The organism is Ruminococcus hominis, assembly GCF_014287355.1.
Taxonomy (GTDB): Bacteria; Bacillota; Clostridia; order Lachnospirales; family Lachnospiraceae; genus Schaedlerella; species Schaedlerella hominis.
Window position 1 is genome coordinate 2,059,873 of the sequence record NZ_JACOPE010000001.1, and the last position, 21,615, is coordinate 2,081,487.

The 21,615-nt window shown below is 38.9% G+C and carries 19 protein-coding genes; 2 read left to right on the forward strand and 17 right to left on the reverse strand.

Going from position 1 to position 21,615, the window contains the following annotated elements:
* Positions 1-25: 25 nt before the first annotated feature.
* The 9 genes from smc to mgtE form a co-directional block, all read right to left on the reverse strand.
* Positions 26-3,598 carry a chromosome segregation protein SMC gene (gene smc, locus H8S40_RS09140; protein ID WP_186865099.1) on the reverse strand — a complete coding sequence of 1,191 codons (3,573 nt, stop codon included), beginning with the start codon at positions 3,596-3,598 and terminating at the stop codon, positions 26-28.
* Positions 3,599-3,613: 15 nt separating this feature from the next.
* Positions 3,614-4,300 (reverse strand): ribonuclease III, encoded by a 687-nt coding sequence (gene rnc / locus H8S40_RS09145; RefSeq protein ID WP_118737132.1) that lies wholly within the window; start codon positions 4,298-4,300, stop codon positions 3,614-3,616.
* 87 nt (positions 4,301-4,387) lie between these two features.
* Complete coding sequence (gene acpP, locus H8S40_RS09150) at positions 4,388-4,621, reverse strand: acyl carrier protein (RefSeq protein ID WP_117989661.1); 234 nt, start codon at positions 4,619-4,621, stop codon at positions 4,388-4,390.
* 26 nt (positions 4,622-4,647) lie between these two features.
* Entirely contained in the window at positions 4,648-5,685 is a 1,038-nt protein-coding gene (gene plsX, locus H8S40_RS09155; RefSeq protein WP_186865100.1) for a phosphate acyltransferase PlsX, read from the reverse strand.
* A 100-nt stretch (positions 5,686-5,785) separates the two neighbouring features.
* Entirely contained in the window at positions 5,786-5,965 is a 180-nt protein-coding gene (gene rpmF, locus H8S40_RS09160) for a 50S ribosomal protein L32 (protein WP_004068723.1), read from the reverse strand.
* Between the two features lie 3 nt (positions 5,966-5,968).
* Positions 5,969-6,496 (reverse strand): YceD family protein, encoded by a 528-nt coding sequence (locus H8S40_RS09165; RefSeq protein ID WP_022075757.1) that lies wholly within the window; start codon positions 6,494-6,496, stop codon positions 5,969-5,971.
* A 244-nt stretch (positions 6,497-6,740) separates the two neighbouring features.
* A complete protein-coding gene (locus H8S40_RS09170) occupies positions 6,741-7,934 on the reverse strand; it encodes an acetate kinase (protein ID WP_022075758.1) in 1,194 nt (397 codons plus the stop codon).
* Positions 7,935-7,944: 10 nt separating this feature from the next.
* Positions 7,945-8,937 (reverse strand): phosphate acetyltransferase, encoded by a 993-nt coding sequence (gene pta / locus H8S40_RS09175; RefSeq protein ID WP_022075759.1) that lies wholly within the window; start codon positions 8,935-8,937, stop codon positions 7,945-7,947.
* A 220-nt stretch (positions 8,938-9,157) separates the two neighbouring features.
* On the reverse strand, positions 9,158-10,501 hold the full coding sequence (mgtE, locus tag H8S40_RS09180; protein WP_118723840.1) for a magnesium transporter: 1,344 nt from the start codon (positions 10,499-10,501) through the stop codon (positions 9,158-9,160).
* An 82-nt stretch (positions 10,502-10,583) separates the two neighbouring features.
* Here mgtE and H8S40_RS09185 point away from each other — a divergent pair, with 82 nt between their 5' ends.
* Positions 10,584-11,870: a nucleotidyltransferase gene (locus H8S40_RS09185; protein WP_186865101.1), complete on the forward strand. Its 1,287-nt coding sequence runs from the start codon at positions 10,584-10,586 to the stop codon at positions 11,868-11,870.
* An 87-nt stretch (positions 11,871-11,957) separates the two neighbouring features.
* On the opposite strand, the gene H8S40_RS09190 is transcribed toward H8S40_RS09185, so the two are convergent.
* From H8S40_RS09190 to polA, 6 genes are all read right to left on the reverse strand, one after another.
* A complete protein-coding gene (locus tag H8S40_RS09190; RefSeq protein ID WP_186865102.1) occupies positions 11,958-12,821 on the reverse strand; it encodes a DegV family protein in 864 nt (287 codons plus the stop codon).
* 74 nt (positions 12,822-12,895) lie between these two features.
* Positions 12,896-14,260, reverse strand: coding sequence for a PFL family protein (locus tag H8S40_RS09195; RefSeq protein ID WP_118723843.1), 1,365 nt, complete (start codon positions 14,258-14,260; stop codon positions 12,896-12,898).
* Between the two features lie 62 nt (positions 14,261-14,322).
* On the reverse strand, positions 14,323-14,595 hold the full coding sequence (locus H8S40_RS09200; RefSeq protein WP_118687603.1) for an ACT domain-containing protein: 273 nt from the start codon (positions 14,593-14,595) through the stop codon (positions 14,323-14,325).
* A 100-nt stretch (positions 14,596-14,695) separates the two neighbouring features.
* The gene (locus H8S40_RS09205; RefSeq protein WP_186865103.1) at positions 14,696-15,493 is read right to left on the reverse strand and encodes an MBL fold metallo-hydrolase; all 798 of its coding nucleotides are present in this window, start codon (positions 15,491-15,493) and stop codon (positions 14,696-14,698) included.
* Positions 15,490-16,071 carry a dephospho-CoA kinase gene (gene coaE / locus H8S40_RS09210; protein ID WP_186865104.1) on the reverse strand — a complete coding sequence of 194 codons (582 nt, stop codon included), beginning with the start codon at positions 16,069-16,071 and terminating at the stop codon, positions 15,490-15,492. The genes H8S40_RS09205 and coaE overlap by 4 nt, the downstream gene beginning before the upstream one ends.
* A 46-nt stretch (positions 16,072-16,117) precedes the next feature.
* Entirely contained in the window at positions 16,118-18,733 is a 2,616-nt protein-coding gene (gene polA / locus H8S40_RS09215; protein ID WP_186865105.1) for a DNA polymerase I, read from the reverse strand.
* A gap of 237 nt (positions 18,734-18,970) precedes the next feature.
* Here polA and H8S40_RS09220 point away from each other — a divergent pair, with 237 nt between their 5' ends.
* On the forward strand, positions 18,971-19,588 hold the full coding sequence (locus H8S40_RS09220; RefSeq protein WP_186865106.1) for an HAD family hydrolase: 618 nt from the start codon (positions 18,971-18,973) through the stop codon (positions 19,586-19,588).
* 66 nt (positions 19,589-19,654) lie between these two features.
* Here H8S40_RS09220 and trpA read toward each other — a convergent pair whose 3' ends face one another.
* Both trpA and trpB read right to left on the reverse strand, forming a co-directional pair.
* Positions 19,655-20,434, reverse strand: coding sequence for a tryptophan synthase subunit alpha (trpA, locus tag H8S40_RS09225; protein ID WP_186865107.1), 780 nt, complete (start codon positions 20,432-20,434; stop codon positions 19,655-19,657).
* Positions 20,427-21,611: a tryptophan synthase subunit beta gene (gene trpB, locus H8S40_RS09230; RefSeq protein ID WP_186865108.1), complete on the reverse strand. Its 1,185-nt coding sequence runs from the start codon at positions 21,609-21,611 to the stop codon at positions 20,427-20,429. Before trpB ends, trpA begins: the two co-directional genes overlap by 8 nt.
* Positions 21,612-21,615 lie beyond the last annotated feature (4 nt).

Consider the following 21,615-nt stretch of genomic DNA (forward strand, 5'->3'; position numbering starts at 1 on the left):
TTTGTAATTGCTTATCTGCCCGCAATTATGCTTTTCTTTCTTTTTCTAACTGCTCCTCTACCAAATCAACAGAAACCAATGTAGAAATACCTTTCTCCTGCATTGTAATACCATACAGACGGTCTGCCGCCGCCATGGTTCCTCGTCGATGCGTGATTACAATAAACTGTGTATGTTTTGTCAGCTTATGTAAATATTGTGCATATCGGTCTACGTTGCTATCGTCAAGTGCTGCCTCAATCTCATCCAGAAGACAGAACGGTGAAGGCTTCAAATTCTGGATCGCAAATAATAAGGAAATCGCAGTCAACGCTTTCTCTCCACCTGATAGCTGCATCATATTCTGTAATTTCTTACCAGGTGGCTGAGCAATGATTCGGATTCCGGCTTCAAGTACATCTTCATCTTCCATAAGCTCCAATGTACCTTTTCCACCTCCAAAAAGCTGTTTAAATACACTGTCAAATTCTGTTCTGATACGTGCGAACTGTTCCTGGAACTGTTGTCTCATTGCTACATCAAGTTCCTCTATAATTTTTACAAGAGATGCCTCTGCCTCTACCAGATCATCATGCTGCGTTTTCAAAAATTCATATCGCTCTGACACACTCTTATATTCTTCAATCGCATTGACATTTACATTTCCAAGATTTTTAATCTCATTCTTCAACCCTTGGATTGCCTGTTTCATATAAGCCAGATCTGTCATATTCTCGTCACGAAGCTCCAGCGCACGATTATATGTCAGCTCATATTCTTCCCACATATAATTAATCTGCTTATCAGAAGCCTCTTCATACGACTCTTTTCGACTGTTCAGACGGAAACATTCTTTGTCAAGATCTGACATGTGTTTTGACAATGCTTCTCTTTTTTCCAAAAAGCTTTTATTTTTATTGCTCAGTTCTTCTCTCTGTTTTGTTTTTTCTTCAATTTCTTTCTGAATTTCCTCAAATAAATCTTTTGACTCTTCAATCGTTCTCTGCAAATCTGAAATTTCTTCTTCTTTTGCCTGAATTTCTTCAACTGCATTTCCTTTATTCAGTTTCAACTCTTCCAGTTCCTCTTCAAACTGTTTTATCTCTTCCTGAATACGATTGATATTTTCCTGTACAAATGCTTCTTTTTGCTCCAAGCCTGCAAAATTAAGATGCACTTTTTCTGAAAGATGCTGCTGTTCACTTTCTTTTACTTTATCGGCCTCTAAAGTCTGCTGCATCATATCAATCTTCTCATTCAACTCTTTTTCCAGATTTTCAGATGTCTCTAATTCCATCTGTATAGACTCCTCGTTGTCACGAATTTCTTCCAGTTCTTTTTCAATATCACCTAATTCTGACTGATAACGCTGTTGTCTTTGGAATAGCTCTCTCTGATTTTCCTGCACCTGTTCCATATTCATCTTAAGTGTATTTTCAACTACAGATGCCTCCTGAACATTCTGCTTCAAAGAATCAATCTTTTCATAACATGCTGCACGCTTCTGTTTTATTCCAGCCACCGATTCTTCGATTTCCTGAATCTTGTCTTTTATCACAACAACATGTTTTTCAAATTCTTCAATCTCACGGCGTCTGCTTAAGAGATTACTTGAATTTTTGAATGCACCACCAGTCATAGAACCGCCTGGATTGATCAAATCTCCTTCCAATGTCACAAGTCGAAGCGACTGTCTGTATTTTTTCGCAATCGCAATTCCATGGTCAATATGATCTACCACAACTGTTTTTCCAAGTAGCTGATCTGCAAGAATCTGGAATTTTTTCTCAACATGAACCAGCGTATTTGCCAAGCCAATCACACCCGGTTCTCTCAAAGCTTCTTCATTTCGGATTCCATTTCCTCCATGCATACTTGTTAACGGGAGAAATGTTGCTCTTCCAAATTTATTTTTCTTTAAAAATTGAATCATCCGTTTTGCAGTTTCTTCATTATCTGTTACGATATTCTGTATACTTCCACCAAGTGCAGTCTCAACAGCGATTTCATATTCCCTATCTACTTTGACGATATCTGCTACCACACCCAGCAATCCCGGCTCATGGTCTCGATTGTTCATCACACGCTTGATGCTGTTGCCATATCCGTCATAACGCTCTGTCATATTTTTTAATGATTCTAACCTTGAAACTTCTCTGTGATAATTTGACTGCTCTGTACGTAATTCCCGCTCTACTTTTGATATTTCATTTTGATAAGCTAAAATCTGCTCTTCCTGCTCTTGCATCGCATGATTATAGCCTGCTATCTCTGCTTGAACCTTCTTTCTTTGTTCTGCATAATCCGAAAGTACTGCATTCTTCTGTGCCCCTTGACTTGCAATCTCAAGAATTACTTTATTCAAAGAAGCTCTTCTTGTTGTAATCTGGCTTTTTGTTGTTGTAAAATGCTGAATCTGTGCTTTTGTAGATGCACGATTATTCAAAAGCTCCATGATTTCCTGTTTATGCTGCTCAATCTCATCTGTCGCACGGGCAATCTTTGTCTGAATATCTGTCAATTTCTGCTGTGCATCGTTGTTTTGAACAGACTCTTGCTGTAATTCCTGACGAATCTTATGACGTTCACTCTCCAGAGCTTCCTTTTGTTCTTGTCTGGACTCAATTTCTTTGAAAATCGTATTTAAACGATTTTCATAGTGTTCATCATTCATACGGACTGTATTGATCTGCTCCTTCAGAACATTGATCTGACCTTCAAGCTGCTGCTTCAATAAATTCGTTTCATTTAATTGTGTTTTTGACGTTTCCAATGCTGCATCAATGATATCAACCTGCTCTTCAACAGACTCGTATTCCGACTTCATTTTTTCGTAATTGCCTTCAGCCTGTTCCAGTTCTTCCTCTGCAATTTTTAACTGTCCTTCAATCTGGCTCAATTGTTCTTTAATCCGTTCTGTCTCCAGAAGGAACATATTGATATCCAATGTTTTCAGAGCTTCTTTTTTCTTCAAATACTCTCTCGCAGTCTGAGACTGACGTTCCAATGGTCCAATCTGCTTTTCAAGCTCGGAAAGAATATCATTAACACGAGTCAAATTCATTCTTTCCTCTTCCAGTTTTTTTAATGACAGATTCTTACGACGTTTAAATTTTACGATTCCGGCAGCTTCGTCAAACAGTTCTCGACGTTCTTCCGGCTTACCGCTCAATATCTTATCAATCTGTCCCTGTCCGATAATGGAGTATCCTTCTTTACCGATACCTGTATCATAGAACATCTCATTAATATCCTTCAATCGGCACGATGCCCCATTAATTAGATATTCACTCTCCCCAGAACGATATAATTTTCTCGTTACTGTAACTTCTTCATAATCAACCGGAAGTTTATGGTCTTCGTTATTAAGCGTAATTGCAACTGAGGCATAACTAAGCGGTTTGCGATTCTCTGTTCCTGAAAAAATTACATCCTGCATCGAACCGCCTCGAAGCTGTTTTGCTCTCTGTTCACCTAAAACCCATCTGACTGCATCTGCGACATTACTTTTTCCACTTCCGTTCGGTCCTACAATCCCCGTGATTCCTTCGTGAAAATCAAATTTTATCTTGTTCGCAAATGACTTAAACCCTTGTACTTCAATGCTTTTTAAATACATATATCACCTGTTCCATTATTTCTTTTTCAGCGCTAGAATTGCCTGATATGCGGCCTGCTGCTCCGCTGCTTTTTTTGTACGTCCTTTTCCGGTTCCATAATCCACATCGCCGATAAAAACTTCCACATAAAATGCCTTATTGTGATCCGGTCCTTCTTCTTTCAATAACTGGTACGTAATTGGCTTGTTGATATCTGCCTGTACGATTTCCTGCAAAATAGTCTTGCTATCAAAAAAGAGCTTTTTATTCTCTAAATCAGATAAAATAAATTTGTGAATAAACTCTTTTGCATTAGCAAAACCACCGTCCAGATAAATAGCTCCAATCAATGCTTCCATTGCATCTGAAGTAACAGATTCGCGTGTTCTGCCGCCTGTCGCTTCTTCTCCTTTTCCAAGCAGGAGATAACTTCCAAGTTCAATATCTCTTGCACAAAATGCCAGCGATGGCTCACATACCATACTTGCTCTCGTTTTTGTCAGTTTTCCTTCCGGTTCCTTTGGATTTTCCAAAAATAAAAACTCACTGGATATCAGCTCCAAAACAGCATCTCCCAAAAATTCCAGCCTTTCATTACACTGATATTTTGGCAAATGCTTTTCATTGGTATAAGAGCTATGCATCAAAGCATGCTTTAACAGAGAAAAATCCTGAAATTTATAACCGATTCGTTTCTCTAATTCTTTTAATTTATCTTCCATTGATTTCTCCTTATTGTAACCTCAAGGTCATTATTTATAAAGCAGAAAAGCCCCTTACGGGCTTTTCTATATCTTTGTATTGATTACTTATGCATTCTTTTTGCTTTTAATCTGATCAACTGCGTCCTGCACTGTTGAAATCTGCTCTACTGCATCATCCGGAATCTCAATATCAAATTCCTCTTCTAATTTCAACACAATCTGGATCACATCCAAAGAATCCGCTGCCAGATCCTCAACAAATCTGCTTTCCGGTTTTACATCCTCTACATTTAAATTCATCTCTTCTGCAATGATTTTCCGTATTTTTTCAAATTCCATAATCTTAATCCTCTCTTCAACTTCTTTTAATCTTCTTTTTTTGTTTCTTTCTGTGCTTTTTCCAATTGAATTGCTTCCTCAATCTTAGCACTGATTGCCTGTTCCTTAAATGTCACACACTGAATGATGGAATTGCAGACTTCTGTCGCCTTTGAACTTCCATGTGTTTTAACAACCAGTCCTTTCAGTCCTAACATTGGTGCTCCGCCATATGCAGTTGCATCAAATGACTTGAGTGTTGTCTTTAATGCCGGTTTTACAAGCAATCCGCCAATCTTGCTTTTTAAAGTTGACATCATACCTTTCTTCACTTCACTTAACAAAGTACCTGCAACACCTTCATAAAGCTTTAAGATAACGTTTCCAACAAAAGCTTCACATACAATAACATCTGCTGCTCCGGATGGAATATCCCTCGCCTCCACACTACCGATAAAGTTAATATCTTTGCATGCTTTTAAAAGTGGAAATGTCTCTTTCACTAAAGCATTCCCTTTTTCTTCTTCTGCACCGATATTCACAATACCTACTGTTGGATTCTTCTTTCCAATAACATGTTCCATATAAATAGAACCCATCTTAGCAAATTGGACAAGATGAGAAGGTCTTGCATCTACATTGGCTCCACAATCAATCAGTAATGATACTCCTTTTGCAGTCGGGATCAATGGTGCCAAAGGTGTACGTTCTACTCCCTTTATCTTGCCTACCAATATCTGACCACCGACAAGAACTGCCCCTGAATTACCTGCTGATACTACTGCATCAGCCTTTTTATCATGTACCAGTTTCATCGCAACTGACATGGATGAATCTTTCTTTCTTCTAATTGCAAGAACCGGTGACTCTGCCATCTCGATTTCTTCTGTAGCATTGACAATCTCTAACTGTTCTTTTGGATATTCATACGATTTTAATGTATCTTTCAGTATCTCTTCTTTTCCAACCAACAGAACTTTTATGTCTTTTCGCTGTTTTATTGCATTTACCGCTCCCTTTACAATCTCCTGCGGTGCATTATCTCCACCCATTGCATCAAGAGCAACTATTGTAGTCTCGGACATATTTTTTCCTCCTTACATAACTGTTTATAATTCTATCAAAAAAATAAAAAAAAAACAAGGACTTGATGTTACTCAAATCCTTGTCATTATCCATTTCTAATTAGTCAACTGAAATGATTTCTTTTTTGTTGTAGCTACCACAAGCCTTACATACTCTGTGAGGCATCATAAGTTCTCCACACTTGCTGCATTTAACAAGGTTTGGAGCGCTCATTTTCCAGTTAGCTCTTCTCTTATCTCTTCTTGCTTTAGAAGATTTATTCTTTGGACAGATAGACATAGGTTACACCTCCTTAAAATTCTTAAACAGATCACGGACAACTGACATTCTTGGATCAAGACTCGTGTCTTCACAGTCACAAGTACCCTTATTTAGGTTCTGACCACAAACGTTACAAATGCCCTTACAGTCTTCCCTGCAAAGAACTTTCGTCGGCCATCCTATTAGTATCTCGTTATAGAGCATTTTGTCCACGTCAAGATAATATCCGTCAATATAATTTGATTCATCGAATCCTTCTTCCAGTTCCGCATCGGATTGCGCGAGATCGACATGCTTCTCCACATCCAGCACAATCTCCTGCTCCACATCTTCCAGACAACGATCGCATGGAATCAAAACACAAATCTTTGATTTAGCTTGAATCCGATATTCTCGCTTCTTCATATGTGAAACTGTAATCATTACCGGATCTTTTTGAACAATAGAATAAGTTCCTGCTCTTGTCTGAAACTCTTCCATATCCAATTGTACGGTCTCATTAATCGTTTGATGACGGTCTGATAACACGTCTGATAGGTTTAACAGCATAGTTCTACTCCTATTCACACAAAGACTATTATATCATGTAAAAAGTATTTGTCAATCATTTTTTTATTTTTTTGAAATTTTGATTTTTCGAAAAGAGAAAATCCTGGGATACTGTCCACTCCCATATCAATCACACCAAAACAAAAAAATCTACCAAACCTTTTGTCGTATGCATGGCAACAACAGGGACGGGGAAAAGTGGTTTTAAAAAGCCACTTTTCTCCGTCCCTGACTGGCTTTGAAATTATTTCAACAATGCAACTGTTTCTCTAGCGATTGCAAGCTCTTCGTTTGTAGGAATTACCAATACATTAACTTTTGAACCTGGTTTAGAAATCATAATTTCCTGACCTCTTGTATTGTTAGCTTCCTCATCAATCTCAATTCCAAGATATCCAAGATATCCAAGAACCAATTCACGAACGCCGTGGTCGTTCTCTCCGATACCTGCTGTAAATACGATATTATCTACACCGTTCATTGCTGCTACGTATGCTCCAACGTATTTTGCAACACGATAAGCAAATACTTCCAGAGCAACTTTAGCTTTCTCATTTCCTGCATCTGCTGCATCCCACAGATCACGGAAATCACTTGAAAGGTTTCCTGATAATCCGTAAACACCTGATTTTTTATTTACAACATCCATCAATCCATCAATATCAAGATTCTCTTTCTTAGCGATGAACTCTAAGATAGCTGGATCAATGTCTCCTGAACGTGTTCCCATTACAAGACCTTCCAATGGAGTAAGTCCCATAGATGTATCAACTGATTTACCATTCAGAACAGCTGATACACTTGATCCGTTTCCAAGGTGGCACACGATTGTCTTTGTCTGATCATATGGAACTCCAAGAATCTCAGCTGCTCTCTTAGATACAAAGCTGTGGCTTGTTCCGTGGAAACCATAACGTCTTACTTTGTATTTCTCATAGTACTCATATGGAAGTCCATACATATATGCTTTCTGTGGCATTGTCTGATGGAAAGCTGTATCAAATACTCCTACCATCGGTGTTCCTGGCATCAGTTTCTCGCATGCTGCGATACCGATCAGGTTTGCAGGGTTGTGAAGTGGTGCAAGTTCGTTACACTCTTCTACTGCTTTTTTCATCTCTTCTGTAATAATTGCAGATGAAGCAAATTTTTCTCCACCATGCACAACACGATGTCCTACTGCACCGATTTCATCCAGGCTCTTAACAACTCCTGTTTTCTCGTTTGTCAATGCATTGATCACATACTGGATTGCTTCTTCATGTGTAGGCATTGCAAGATCTGTTTTTTCTTTTTCTCCGCCAGCTGGCTGATATGTCAGTCTTCCGTCGATTCCGATTCTTTCGCAAAGTCCTTTTGCAAGAACTTCCTCTGTGTCAGAGTTGATTAACTGGAATTTCAAAGATGAACTTCCACAGTTGATTACTAATACGTTCATAATATCCTCCTTATGCTTGAGCCTGTACAGCTGTAATAGCGATAACGCCTTCAATATCTTCTGCACTACATCCACGAGACAAATCGTTAACCGGTGCTGCAATTCCCTGTGTCAGAGGGCCATAAGCTTCTGCTTTAGCAAGTCTCTGAACAAGTTTATATCCGATATTTCCTGCATCAAGATCTGGGAAAATCAAAACATTAGCATGTCCTGCAACCGGGCTTCCCGGTGCTTTAGACTCTCCTACTGAAGGTACAATTGCTGCATCAAGCTGCAATTCTCCATCCAGACGTACATTTGGATTCAATTCTTTTGCAATTTTTGTTGCCTCTACAACTTTGTCTACATCTGCATGTTTTGCACTTCCCTTTGTAGAATGTGAAAGCATAGCAACGACTGGCTCTTCACCTGTTAACAGCTTGAACGATTCTGCTGAAGATAATGCAATATTTGCAAGTTTCTCTGGATCCGGATTCTGTTCAAGTCCTGAATCTCCAAAGATAAATGTTCCGTTTGCTCCCATATCACAATCTGGAACTACCATTACGAAGAATGCTGAAACCAGTTTTGTACCTGGTTTTGTCTTTAAGATCTGCAGGCATGGACGAAGTGTGTCTGCTGTTGAGTGGCATGCTCCTGATACCATTCCGTCAGCGTCTCCCATTTTTACCATCATTACGCCATAATATAAATAGTTATTTAACAGCAATTCTCTTGCCTGTTCTTCTGTCATACCTTTTTTCTGTCTTAATTCGACTAATTTTGCTATGTATGCTTCTGTCTTATCGTTTGTAGCAGGATCTACAATCTGAGCTCCTGTAAGATCGTATCCAGCGCCAACCTTCTCAATCTGTTCTTTGCTACCAACGAGAATCAGTTTTGCTGTTCCTTCTTTTAAAACTGCCTCTGCTGCTTTGTAAGTTCTTTCATCTTCTGTCTCAGGAAGAACAATTGTTTTAATATCAGATTTTGCTCTTGCTTTGATTTCATCAATAAATCCCATGATTTAAAGCCACCTTTCATTTTTCTCACTGCTCCCATTATACCTCAAAGATTTTAGGGAAACAAGGGGATTCTATGTGCATTTTTTAGTACAATATGCCTTTTTTTCGTTATTTTTTTATCTATCTTGTACTTTTTTAGAAACAATTGTATTTTTCAATTTTAAAAGCTGATAAAAAAAGAAGCGGTTATTTTTCAAACCACTCCGTTTACTCTTATTTTTATAATTTAAAAAATGCTGTAATAATCGCAAAATACATCAAAATTGTACAAGTATCCATAATCGTTGAAATCAACGGTGCTGCCATCAATGCCGGATCAAGTCCTATCTTCTTTGCAAACAAAGGCAATGTACATCCTATACACTTTGCCATACAAACAATCGCGATCATCGTAATTCCAATCGCAATTGCAAGCATTATATCCTGGTCATACATAATATAAACCCGGATTCCATTTACAACTGCCAGCATTAATCCTACCAATATAGCAATTCGAATTTCCTTAAATACAACTTTGAAAAACTCTTTAAATTCAATCTCCCCGACAGCTATCCCACGAATCACCATCGTCGAACTCTGCGAGCCACAATTACCGCTGGTTCCCATCAGCATCGGAATAAATGTAATCAAAATTGGCATGACCGCCATCGCCGACTCATAATGAGCCAGTATTTCTCCACTGACCGTTGCAGACAACATCAACAACATCAGCCAGAGTGCTCTGTTCTTCGCATGTTGAAAAACAGATGTGCCAAAATAAGAATCTTCATTTGGTGTAACACCGGCCATGATACTGATATCTTCCGTCGCTTCATCCTGCAACACCGTCATTGCATCATCTACTGTTACAATTCCAACCAGACAATTCTCATGATCGATGATTGGAATCGCTACCAGACTATATTTTTCAATCATGGCTGCCACCTTTTCCTGATCATCCAGTGTCCTTGCACACAATACATTCTCATCCATAATTTCTTCAATCAGTCTGGATTCTCCTACTGTTAAAAGATCTTTTACATCAACCGAACCGATCAGCTTTTTCTTCTCCGTCACATAGCAAGTATAAATGGTTTCTTTATTAATACCAACCTGACGAATTTTTAAAATAGCCTCTTCTACGGTCATTTCTTTTCGCAGACTGATATACTCAATATTCATAATGCTTCCCGCACTGTCTTCGGGATACTGTAAAAGTGCATTGATTTTCTTTCGTGTCTCTTCATCAGTCGCCTTCAAAAGACGATCAACTACATTCGCCGGCATCTCTTCTACGACATCAACCGTATCATCCACATACATCTCTTCCATGACTTCTTCCAGCTCAGAATCCGTCAATGCATTGATCAGATCTTCGCGCATGTCACTGTTCATGTCTGTAAATACTTCTGCCGCCTCTTCCTTCGCCAGCAAACGGAACATCAAAACTCTCTGACGTTCTCCCACTTCTTCCATTACTTCAACGATATCGACAGGATGCATGTTTTCTAACTTTTCTTTTAACTTTTTAAATTCTCTTGCATCTAATAATTCCAGCAATATTTCACTATTTAATTCTTCCATTGCATCCACCCTCTTTCATCAGACATCTTTATATAGTATAATAGTTTATATCAACATATACAAGGAGCAAAATGTTAAAAACATGAAAATCGTAGGATTAATCACGGAATACAACCCTTTTCACAATGGACACAAATATCATATTGAACAGGCAAAAAAAATAACCGGCGCGGATGCCGCTATCGTTGTTATGAGTGGGGACTATGTACAAAGAGGCATGCCTGCCATTATGCCCAAACGTTTGAGAGCAGAGATGGCATTGAACTGCGGAGCTTGTGCAGTCTTCGAACTTCCCGTCTGCTATTCTACCGGCAGTGCAGAACTATTTGCCCTCGGTGCGGTATCATTATTAGACAAGCTCGGAATCGTTGATTATCTTTGTTTCGGAAGTGAGTGCAATGATTTACAGGGACTCCAGGCAATTGCTGATATTTTATGCGAAGAACCGACAGAATACAAACAGCTTTTACAAGAAGCCCTGCGAAGCGGACTTTCTTTTCCTGCCGCAAGACAAGAAGCACTTGGTACCATTATGAAAACTGCCGATTCTTCTTTTTTATTAAACGATCCAAATAATATTCTTGGTGTAGAATACTTAAAAGCACTCCGACGTATAAACAGCAACATAAAACCTTGCACGATCAAACGGCAGGATTCTCATTACCATGACCGGACACTGCGCACAACATACAGTTCTGCTTCTGCGATCCGTTCACTTTTTGCGTATTCTGATTCCTTTGGCACTACATCAGAAGGTTTTCACAAGCGTGGAAACACACGGTTTTCCGGCATCTCAGGTGAATTAGCAAAACAAGTTCCATCCTCTTGTTTTAAATTATTAGAAGAAAACCATCAGGTTCTTTATCCAATCTCAGAACAGGATTTTTCACTTCTTCTAAAATATAAGCTATTAAACAAAACTCCCGAAAAGCTCATTCGGTATGCTGATGTTTCTGAAGAATTGGCTAATCGTATTTATGCAAATCTGAATAACTTTTTTGATTATCGTCAATTCTGCGAATTGTTAAAAACAAAAGAAGTAACACAGACAAGAATCAATCGTGCACTATTGCATATTATGCTTGGTATTAAAAAGAAAGAGCAGGAAACTTATTTAACTGATGGATATCATTACTACGCACATTTGCTTGGTTTCAGAAAAGATTGTGAAAAAGTAATTTCTGCAATCTCTAAAACCGGAACGCTTCCTTTATTAACAAAGCTTTACAAACAGGACAAGCTTTCAGATGCTGGCCAACGTATGCTAAATCAAGATATTTTAGCTTCAAATTTGTATAATTCTGTAATTACTGAAAAATTCCGGACTCCATTTAAAAACGAGTATAACCACGGCATTTTAAAATTATAATTTTTCATAAATTCAAAGCAGAAAAGCTATTGTTTGAATTTCCTCAAACAATAGCTTTCTTATTATCGTATATATACTTTTTTAATTTTACAGGCTTACTTTCTTTGTACATGTTATTGCAAGTGAACCTGGTCCGATATGACATGCCACACTCAATGATAATGGTGCACTTGTCAGTTCATACTGTGGAAATTTTTTCTGAATTTCTTCTTTCCATTCCTGCGCTGCTTCTTCATTTCCTGTATACGCCATACCAAGAATCAATTGATCTTCTTTTCCTTTAAAGCGCTCTTCGATATCATGTTCAATTGCTTTTAGCATTGTACGTTTTGCAGCTTTCAATCCTCGCACTTTTGAAAATGCGTCTAACTTATCACCCTGGATTGTCAGTACCGGTTTCAGATTTAACACTGTTCCAAGTGCCGCAGCCGCAGCTGTGATTCTTCCACCCTTTTTTAGATATTTCAAAGTATCTACAGTAATATAAATTGTTGACTCATACTTTTCTTTTTCAAGAATTGCTTTGATTTCTTTTGCTGATTTACCTGCATCACGCAATACCAATGCATCCTTGACCGACTGCTCTTGTGTCACTGAAATGCGCTTATTGTCTACAACCTGCACTTTTCCATCATATTCCATAGACAACGAAATTGCATTTTCACAAGTGCTGCTTAGCCCACTCGACATCGGGATATGTACAATCTCATCATATTCTTTCAGTAATTTTTCCCACAGATCCATCACATCTCCGGGAGATGGCTGCGAAGTAGATATCTCCGCATCCTCTCCTAATTTCTGATAGAATTCTTCCTGTGAAAGTGATATGTCTTCAAAAAACAATTCTTCGTTAATATAGAATGGCATTGGGATAACATAAACTCCCAGCTCCTTCCCCCTTTCCTGTGTGATTCCACTATTACTGTCTGTTACTATTGCAATTTTACTCATCTCTAATTTGTTCCCCTGTTCGATTTCCAACCTGTGCCTGACAAATGTCTTTTCACACAGAATAAACTTCTTTATTAGTTCTTAAAGCTATGAATTGGAGCTGGGATTCTTCCCTTACGACTGATAAATGCCTCGCATCCAAATTCGTTGATTGGCATGATTGGTGCATAACCAAGTAATCCACCAAACTCTGCTACATCTCCTACATCTTTACCAATAACCGGAATCAGACGTACTGCTGTTGTTTTCTGATTGACCATACCGATTGCCATCTCATCTGCAATCATACCTGAGATTGTACTTGCACTTGTTTTTCCAGGGATTGCAATCATATCCAGTCCAACAGAACATACACATGTCATTGCCTCAAGTTTTTCCAATGTAAGCGAACCTGCATTTACTGCATCGATCATTCCCTGATCTTCACTGACAGGAATGAATGCTCCACTAAGTCCTCCAACATAAGAAGAAGCCATAACTCCGCCCTTCTTCACCTGATCATTAAGCATAGCAAGTGCTGCTGTCGTTCCTGGTGCTCCTACTCTTTCCAATCCGATTTCTTCCAAAATCTCAGCCACACTATCTCCAACTGCCGGCGTAGGTGCGAGAGACAAATCGATAATACCAAATGGAATACCCATACGCTTTGAAGCTTCTCCTGCAACAAGCTGTCCTACTCTTGTAACCTTAAATGCAGTCTTTTTAATCGTCTCACAAAGTTCTTCAAATCCTTTTCCACGAACCTTTTCCAACGCTTTCTTTACAACTCCAGGACCACTGACACCAACATTGATCACTGCATCTGCTTCTGTTACTCCTAAGAATGCACCCGCCATAAATGGGTTGTCATCCGGTGCATTACAAAATACAACTAATTTTGCACATCCAAGGGAATCATTATCTGCTGTTGCTTCTGCTGTTGCTTTCACAATCTCTCCACAAAGACGTACTGCATCCATGTTAATTCCTGTTTTTGTTGAACCCACATTCACTGAACTACAGATTCTCTCTGTCTGTGCGAGTGCCTGTGGAATTGAACGGATCAGATTTTCCTCGCTTTTTGTCATGCCCTTTGACACAAGTGCTGAATATCCACCGATAAAGTTAACGCCAACTTCTTTTGCTGCTTTATCCAGTGTTTTGGCTATTGTCACATAATCCTCCGGTGTCTTACATGCGGCACCTCCGATTAAAGAAATAGGTGTAATAGAAATTCTTTTATTGACAATTGGGATTCCAAATTCTCTTTCAATATCCTGACCTGTTGAAACCAGATTTTTTGCCACTGTTGTGATTTTCTCATAAATCTTACGGTTCAATTCATCCAGGTTAGAATCAATACAATCTAATAGGCTGATTCCAAGTGTGATTGTTCTGACATCCAGATTCTCCTGTTCGATCATCTTATTTGTCTCAGATACTTCATACATATTAATCATAGCATTATTTCCTCACATATTCGTTTTTTTGATCTTGTTTCTGTATGTCTGTATGATACCTCTTACAGTCTATGCATCTTTTCGAAAATTTCTTCTCTCTGACAGCGGATTGCTACACCGATCTCTGTTCCAAGCTCTTCCAGTTCATCACAAATCACTGCGAAATCTTTTTTTATATTTGCAGCGTCAACAACCATCATCATGTTAAAATATCCCTGTACGATTGTCTGAGAAATGTCCAGAATATTAATCTGGTTGTCTGCCAAGTATGTACATACCTTTGCGATAATTCCTACGGTGTCTTTTCCCACTACAGTTACGATACATTTCTTCATGATTTTCTCCTCCTAATTGTCTCAAGATGTACATTGTTCCATATTATATTTCTGTCTGCACCGAAAATCATATCCGGTACGCATGCCTGAATATCTCAGGCTAGACCTCTATGATATCAGATACCGAATCACGCTTTGCGACCCACATATCCAGGTCTTCTCCTTTGTAAGCATTATCCGCCAGCGTCACTTCCAGCTTCACTGTTTCATAAGCAAGTCTTGCATAATTATTCTCTTTACTCAAGTGCCCCAGCATGATATGTTTCAAATTATCATGTAGTATATCACAAAGTAACTGACCTGACAATTCATTTGATAAATGACCTTTATCCCCAAGAATTCTTCTCTTTAACGAGTAAGGATATCCGCCTACTTCCAGCATATGTATATCATGGTTTGCTTCCAGCAGAACTGCATCCAGATTTTTTAGTTTTTTTACGATGTAATCATCATATGTTCCAAGATCTGTCGCAACTGCAACTGCTTTTCCTGCATTCTCCATCCGATATCCGCATGGTTCATTTGCATCATGCGAAATCTGAAATGGATGAATATCGATATCTCCCAACTGAAACATCTTATCTGTCTCGATTGGATGCAATAGCCCTTCCGGCATCTTTCCAAGACTGGAAGATCTTTCAATCCCCCGGATTGTTCCCGGTGTTGCATAAATCGGTATCGCATATTTACGGCTAAATACCCCCAGTCCCTGGATATGATCTGAATGTTCGTGTGTCACAAGAATTCCATCCAATTCCTCTCCTTTCACATCCAGCTCTTTTAATCCTTCTTCAATACGTTTTTTGCTAATGCCTGTATCCACAAGCAAATGTGTATCATCGCTTCCTACATAAATACAGTTGCCACTGCTTCCGCTGGCAATGCTGCACATCCTCATAATATTTCTCCTATCTGCTTCTCTGTATCTTTAAAATCCCCACTGTTATCGATCACATGTGTACACACTTCCCGAAATAGTTCTTCTGGAGTCTGTGATGCAATCATCCTTGTAATACGCTCATCGCTGTATCCGCGGGATGCTTTTAATCTTTCTCTTCGAATAGATTCTTTCGTATAAATGTACCACATTTCCTGACAGATATCTTCATATCCTGACTCTGGCAACAGAGCTGACTCAATCACAAACAGTGGCGTATCTTTTTTCTTTTCCTCTATAATCCGACGGGTCACTTCCACCTTCACCTGGGGATGAACAATTTCATTTAACATTTCCAGTTTATCCGCATCTTGAAACACAATACTGCTTAAAACAGGTCTGTTCAGCTCACCATCTTCTCCTACCACCTGTTCTCCGAATGTTTCTACGATTTTTTGAAAGCAAGGCTTCCCGCTTTTTTGTAATTCTTTTGCTACCTCATCAAGCTGACAAACTTTTGCCTTATATGTTTTTTCCAAATATCCAAGAACCTGACTCTTGCCCGAGCCAACGCCTCCTGTAATTCCTATTACTTTCATTTCATACTCCGTAATCATATCATATATCTATGATAATAATCTTCTGTTATTTTGCTTCGTACCAGTTATTACCATTGTGCATATCTACGATCAACGGCACTTTTAATTCTGCCGCATGCTCCATCTGGTCTTTTAAAATCGTCTGCACTTCTTCTACTTCATCCTGGTAAGCTTCAATCAACAATTCATCGTGTACCTGCAAGATCAATCTGGATTTCATATTACGTTTCTTTAATTCCCTGTTCACTCCAATCATTGCTATTTTCATAATATCGGCAGCAGTTCCCTGGATTGGTGCATTCATTGCTACTCGTTCTCCAAAACTCCTCTGCATAAAATTGCTTGATTTCAACTCCGGTACCGGTCGTCTTCTTCCATATAATGTCACTGCATATCCATGCTCTTTTGCATTTTCCACAGATTCATCCAAAAATGTTTTGATTCCCGGATAAGTTTGAAAATAATTCTCTATATATTGTGCTGCTTCTTTTCTTGTAATGCTCAAATCCTGACTTAACCCAAATGAGCTGATTCCGTATACTATTCCAAAGTTTACAGCCTTTGCATTTCTTCTCTGCAGATCTGTCACTTCATCAAATGGAATATGGAATACCTGAGATGCCGTAATCCTGTGAATATCTCTTGCCTCTCGGTATGCCTGAATCAACTGTTCATCCCCTGAACAGTGTGCCAATATACGCAATTCAATCTGAGAATAATCCGCATCTACAAAAACATATCCTTCTTCCGGAACAAACACCTTTCGAAGCAGTCGTCCAAGTTCTGTCCTGATTGGAATATTCTGCAAGTTCGGTTCTGTACTGCTAATACGTCCGGTAGCCGTGATCGTCTGATTAAAGGTTCCATGTATTCTTCCGTCTGTCTGAATAAAACCTGCAAGTCCGTCTGCATAAGTAGATTTCAGTTTTGTTAGCTGACGATATTCTAAGATCTCTGATACAATTGGATAATCCGGTGCCAGTTTATCTAATACATCTGCTGCTGTTGAATATCCGGTCTTTGTTTTTTTTCCGTTCGGCAGCCCCATTTTCTCAAACAAAATCACACCCAACTGTTTCGGTGAATTAATATTAAATACCTCTCCTGCTTTGTCATAAATATTCTTTTCAAGCTCCACAATTTTACTTCCGAGCTGCTCACCATAAGTTTTCAAAGCGTCTGCCTCTATTTTCACCCCTGCATGCTCCATATCATACAAGGTAAATAATAATGGCATCTCGATCTCATCAAACAATTTTTTCATCTTTGTCTCATCGAGCTTTTTCTTTAATATTTCTACAGATGCAAATGCTGTGTACGCTTCATAACAAGATTTTGTTTTTTCATCTGCTTTTTCATCAATTATCAAATTTAACTGTTCTCTGGCAATATCTTCAAAATCATAATCATTTTTCAAAGGATTCAACAAATATGCTGCCAAAATCGGATCAAAACAATGTTCTTCTTTTTCCACAGAAATCAATGATAAATATTTTTTCAGATTACATAATACAAATGTGTCTACCTTCTTTGCAAGTTCTGTAAGCTTTCCAAACAGATAATCCATTGTCACTTCCATGTCTGCCGGAATTGTATAAATTTTTTCTCTATCATAAGCCAGAGAAATTCTTCCGTATCCGGACTCGTGTGCAAATAATGGCAGAACATTCCCCGCATCTTCTGAAATTCCGACTCCCACAAGCTTTGCTTTCATTGCTTCCGCAAATACCTGTTCAATCTCTGCTTTTTCTGTGATTTCTTTAAAATATTCTTCTACATCGTTCGAATCTGCCTCTACATCAAATCGTCCGAGAAGATTTTTAAACTGTAATCTCTGGAAATAATCATGTGCTTCCTTTGTATACATGTTGCCATGTCTGGCAGCCTCCAGATCAAATGGCACATCTGCATGGATATCAATTGTAGCAAGTGTTTTACTCAGCACTGCCTGATCCCAGAATTCATCCAGATTTTTGCTTGCTCTTGGCGGTTTTAACTCTGACACATGTTCGTGTGCATTTTCAATATTCCCATATTCTACAATAATCTTTGTTGCAGTCTTCTCTCCGATTCCCGGAACGCCAGGAATATTATCCGCGGTATCTCCCATCAATGCCTTTACATCAATAAATTCAGTTGGAGTCACGCCATATTTTTCCTTTACATCCGAAGCAAAGTAATCCTCTATCTCTGTACGTCCCTGCTTCGTCTTTGGAATCCTGATTTTGACATGTTCTGTTGCCAGCTGCAAAGTATCCCGATCCCCCGAGATAATCGCCACATCCATCCCTTTTTCTTCGCAGGAATGTGATATTGTTCCAAGCAGGTCATCTGCCTCTAAACCTGCTTTCTCGATCGTTGCAATATTCATTGCCTGCAGTACTTCTTTAATAACAGGAACCTGCTGTCTTAGTTCTTCTGCCATTGGTTTTCTTGTACCCTTATACTCCGGATACATCTCATGGCGAAATGTCGGCGCATGTACATCAAATGTAACAGTAAGATATTCCGGCTGTTCTTCATCTAATATTTTAAACAAAATATTCAAAAATCCATATATCGCATTGGTATGCAGTCCTTCCGCATTTGTCAAATCCGGAACACCGTAAAATGCTCTGTTCAAAATACTGTGTCCGTCTATCAAAACAATTTTTTCACGCATATCATCTTCTCCATTCAATGGCCTTTTAAATTCAAAAAGGCAATTCTTTCGCTTTTATGAGTATACACTAAATCCGCTTGTTTTTAAAGGGGAAGTTCTAACAGAAAGTACTCTAAAACTTGAAGATTTTTAGTCCTTCTGCTATATTATATTGCGTAATAATTGCAGTCTCTTACTCTTATAACTGCAATCCACAAATTTAGATTATTTTACCACAATAAAAGGAGACTCTTATAAATGGATGGAATTATTTTTGATGTAGACGGAACGCTTTGGAACTCAACTGATGCTGTCGCAAAAGCGTGGACAAAAGCGATTCAGGAGAATTCAGATTTAGACTTGATTGTAGATGCTCCACTGTTAAACAGAATATTCGGAAAGACAATGGATGAAATCTGCGATATTGTTTTCCCTATGCTTCCCTTAGAGGAACGCACTCACCTTGGCGACTTATGTTTTGAATACGAAAACCAACTGCTTGCCGAAGAACCTTGCCCGGTATTTGACGGAGTTAAAGAAACATTTCAAAAACTCTCCAAAAAGCACAAACTTTTTATTGTCAGTAACTGTGCCTGTGGTTATATAGAAGTTATGCTTTCTACTTCCGGTCTGGATAAATATGTTACAGACACGCTTTGTTTTGGTCAGACAAACACATCCAAAGGCAAAACAATCCGTACCTTAATGGAACGTAACAATCTAAAAGATGTTGTTTATGTCGGTGACACACAAGGCGATGCCGATGCATGCAAAGAAGCTGATGTTCCCTTCATTTTTGCAGAATATGGATTTGGTGATGTTCCTGATGCAAAGACAAGAATTAAAGACATCACTGACCTGACAACACTTTTTTAATTCTGCCGGATAATTTAAGGTGCAACAAATATTACCTTTCATTTGTTGCACCTTTTATGTATTTCCCTATTCCAATGTTTTCAATGCATCTTTCATACTCTTCACATATTCTCTGACTGCTTCATCTGCCTTGTCACCATATTTTTCAATAATCTTCACAATTGCACTTCCAACGATAGCACCATCAGATGCCGCTGCCATTTTCACTGCTTGTTCTGGCGTACTGATTCCAAAACCTACCGCCGCCGGAACATCTGTCACTTCACGTATGGATGCTACAATGGCATCAATATCTGTCTCAATATTTGTACGTACACCGGTCACTCCCATGGATGATACTACATAAATAAATCCTCTTGCTTCTTTTGCAATCATCTGGATTCGTTGTCTTGAAGTCGGCGCGATCATTGAAATCACATCCACTCCATGACTCCTGGCAATCTCATCCAGCTCTCCTTTTTCCTCATATGGCATATCCGGTATAATAATTCCGCTAATTCCAAGCTGCTCGCAACGTGTAAAGAATTTCTCATATCCATAATGAAATACTGGATTTAAATACGTCATAAACACTAATGGAATCTGACTTTTTTCTCTTACTTTCTCTACAATTCCAAAGGCCTTATCTGTTGTCATTCCTGCATGCAATGCACGGATACTTGCCTCCTGAATCACAATACCTTCTGCTGTTGGGTCTGAAAACGGAATACCGATTTCCACCAGATCCGCCCCTGCCTCTTCCATTGCAAGAATATAATCTACCGTTTTGTCTGCATAAGGGTCACCCGCTGTCAAAAATGCAATAAATGCTTTTCCATTTTCAAATACTTGTTTTAAATTACTCATAAATCTCCACTCCTCTGTATCTTGCGATTGCTGCTACATCCTTGTCTCCACGTCCTGAAAGACAGATGATTATATTTTCATCTTTCCTCATCTGTGGTGCGATTTTCATTGCGTGCGCCACTGCATGTGCACTCTCGATCGCACAGATAATCCCTTCTGTTTTTGCCAGATATTCAAATGCTTCTACTGCTTCATCATCGGTAACCGGAACATATTGGGCACGTCCGCTGTCATGTAAGTATGCATGTTCCGGTCCGATTCCCGGATAATCCAGACCTGCTGAAATTGAGTAAACCGGTGCGATCTGACCATATTCATCCTGACAGAAATAGGATTTCATCCCATGAAATACACCAAGTGTTCCTTTTGTGATAGTTGCCGCATGTTTATCTGTATCAATTCCATGTCCTGCTGCCTCACATCCGATAAGCTTTACCTCTTTATCATCGATAAAATTATAGAACATTCCCATCGCATTACTTCCGCCGCCAACACATGCAAGTACTGCCGATGGAAGTTTTCCTTCTGCGTTAAGTATCTGTTCTCTTGCTTCCTTACTGATTACACTCTGGAAATCACGCACGATAGTTGGAAATGGATGCGGCCCCATTACTGAACCAAGTACATAATGTGTGTCATTCACACGACAAGACCATTCTCGCATTGTCTCATTTACCGCATCTTTCAAAGTCTGTGTTCCACTCGTAACTGCATGTACTTTTGCTCCGAGTAATTCCATACGATATACATTTAACGCCTGTCTGTCAGTATCTTCCTTTCCCATAAACACTTCACATTCCAATCCAAGAAGGGCTGCTGCCGTAGCTGTTGCCACGCCGTGCTGTCCGGCACCGGTTTCTGCAATCACACGTGTTTTTCCCATTTTTTTTGCCATTAATACCTGACCCAAAACATTATTGATTTTGTGAGAGCCTGTATGATTTAAATCTTCTCTTTTTAAATAAATCTTTGCTCCGCCTAAATCCTTTGTCATTTTATCTGCATAATATAAAAGCGACGGACGATTCGCATACTCCTTTAACAACTGATTCAACTCCGCATTAAACTGCGGATCATTTTTATAAAATTCATACTGTTTTTCCAAATTAATCAATTCGTTCATCAGTGTTTCAGTAATGTACTGACCGCCAAATTGTCCAAATCTTCCTTTCGACATCTTA

Bases quoted from the DNA above. Each gene is read 5' to 3' on its own strand.
- smc (WP_186865099.1), bottom strand. From the start codon at position 3,598: ATGTATTTAAAAAGCATTGAAGTACAAGGGTTTAAGTCATTTGCGAAC.
- rnc (WP_118737132.1), bottom strand. From the start codon at position 4,300: ATGGAAGATAAATTAAAAGAATTAGAGAAACGAATCGGTTATAAATTT.
- acpP (WP_117989661.1), bottom strand. From the start codon at position 4,621: ATGGAATTTGAAAAAATACGGAAAATCATTGCAGAAGAGATGAATTTA.
- plsX (WP_186865100.1), bottom strand. From the start codon at position 5,685: ATGTCCGAGACTACAATAGTTGCTCTTGATGCAATGGGTGGAGATAAT.
- rpmF (WP_004068723.1), bottom strand. From the start codon at position 5,965: ATGTCTATCTGTCCAAAGAATAAATCTTCTAAAGCAAGAAGAGATAAG.
- H8S40_RS09165 (WP_022075757.1), bottom strand. From the start codon at position 6,496: ATGCTGTTAAACCTATCAGACGTGTTATCAGACCGTCATCAAACGATT.
- H8S40_RS09170 (WP_022075758.1), bottom strand. From the start codon at position 7,934: ATGAACGTATTAGTAATCAACTGTGGAAGTTCATCTTTGAAATTCCAG.
- pta (WP_022075759.1), bottom strand. From the start codon at position 8,937: ATGGGATTTATTGATGAAATCAAAGCAAGAGCAAAATCTGATATTAAA.
- mgtE (WP_118723840.1), bottom strand. From the start codon at position 10,501: ATGGAAGAATTAAATAGTGAAATATTGCTGGAATTATTAGATGCAAGA.
- H8S40_RS09185 (WP_186865101.1), top strand. From the start codon at position 10,584: ATGAAAATCGTAGGATTAATCACGGAATACAACCCTTTTCACAATGGA.
- H8S40_RS09190 (WP_186865102.1), bottom strand. From the start codon at position 12,821: ATGAGTAAAATTGCAATAGTAACAGACAGTAATAGTGGAATCACACAG.
- H8S40_RS09195 (WP_118723843.1), bottom strand. From the start codon at position 14,260: ATGATTAATATGTATGAAGTATCTGAGACAAATAAGATGATCGAACAG.
- H8S40_RS09200 (WP_118687603.1), bottom strand. From the start codon at position 14,595: ATGAAGAAATGTATCGTAACTGTAGTGGGAAAAGACACCGTAGGAATT.
- H8S40_RS09205 (WP_186865103.1), bottom strand. From the start codon at position 15,493: ATGAGGATGTGCAGCATTGCCAGCGGAAGCAGTGGCAACTGTATTTAT.
- coaE (WP_186865104.1), bottom strand. From the start codon at position 16,071: ATGAAAGTAATAGGAATTACAGGAGGCGTTGGCTCGGGCAAGAGTCAG.
- polA (WP_186865105.1), bottom strand. From the start codon at position 18,733: ATGCGTGAAAAAATTGTTTTGATAGACGGACACAGTATTTTGAACAGA.
- H8S40_RS09220 (WP_186865106.1), top strand. From the start codon at position 18,971: ATGGATGGAATTATTTTTGATGTAGACGGAACGCTTTGGAACTCAACT.
- trpA (WP_186865107.1), bottom strand. From the start codon at position 20,434: ATGAGTAATTTAAAACAAGTATTTGAAAATGGAAAAGCATTTATTGCA.
- trpB (WP_186865108.1), bottom strand. From the start codon at position 21,611: ATGTCGAAAGGAAGATTTGGACAATTTGGCGGTCAGTACATTACTGAA.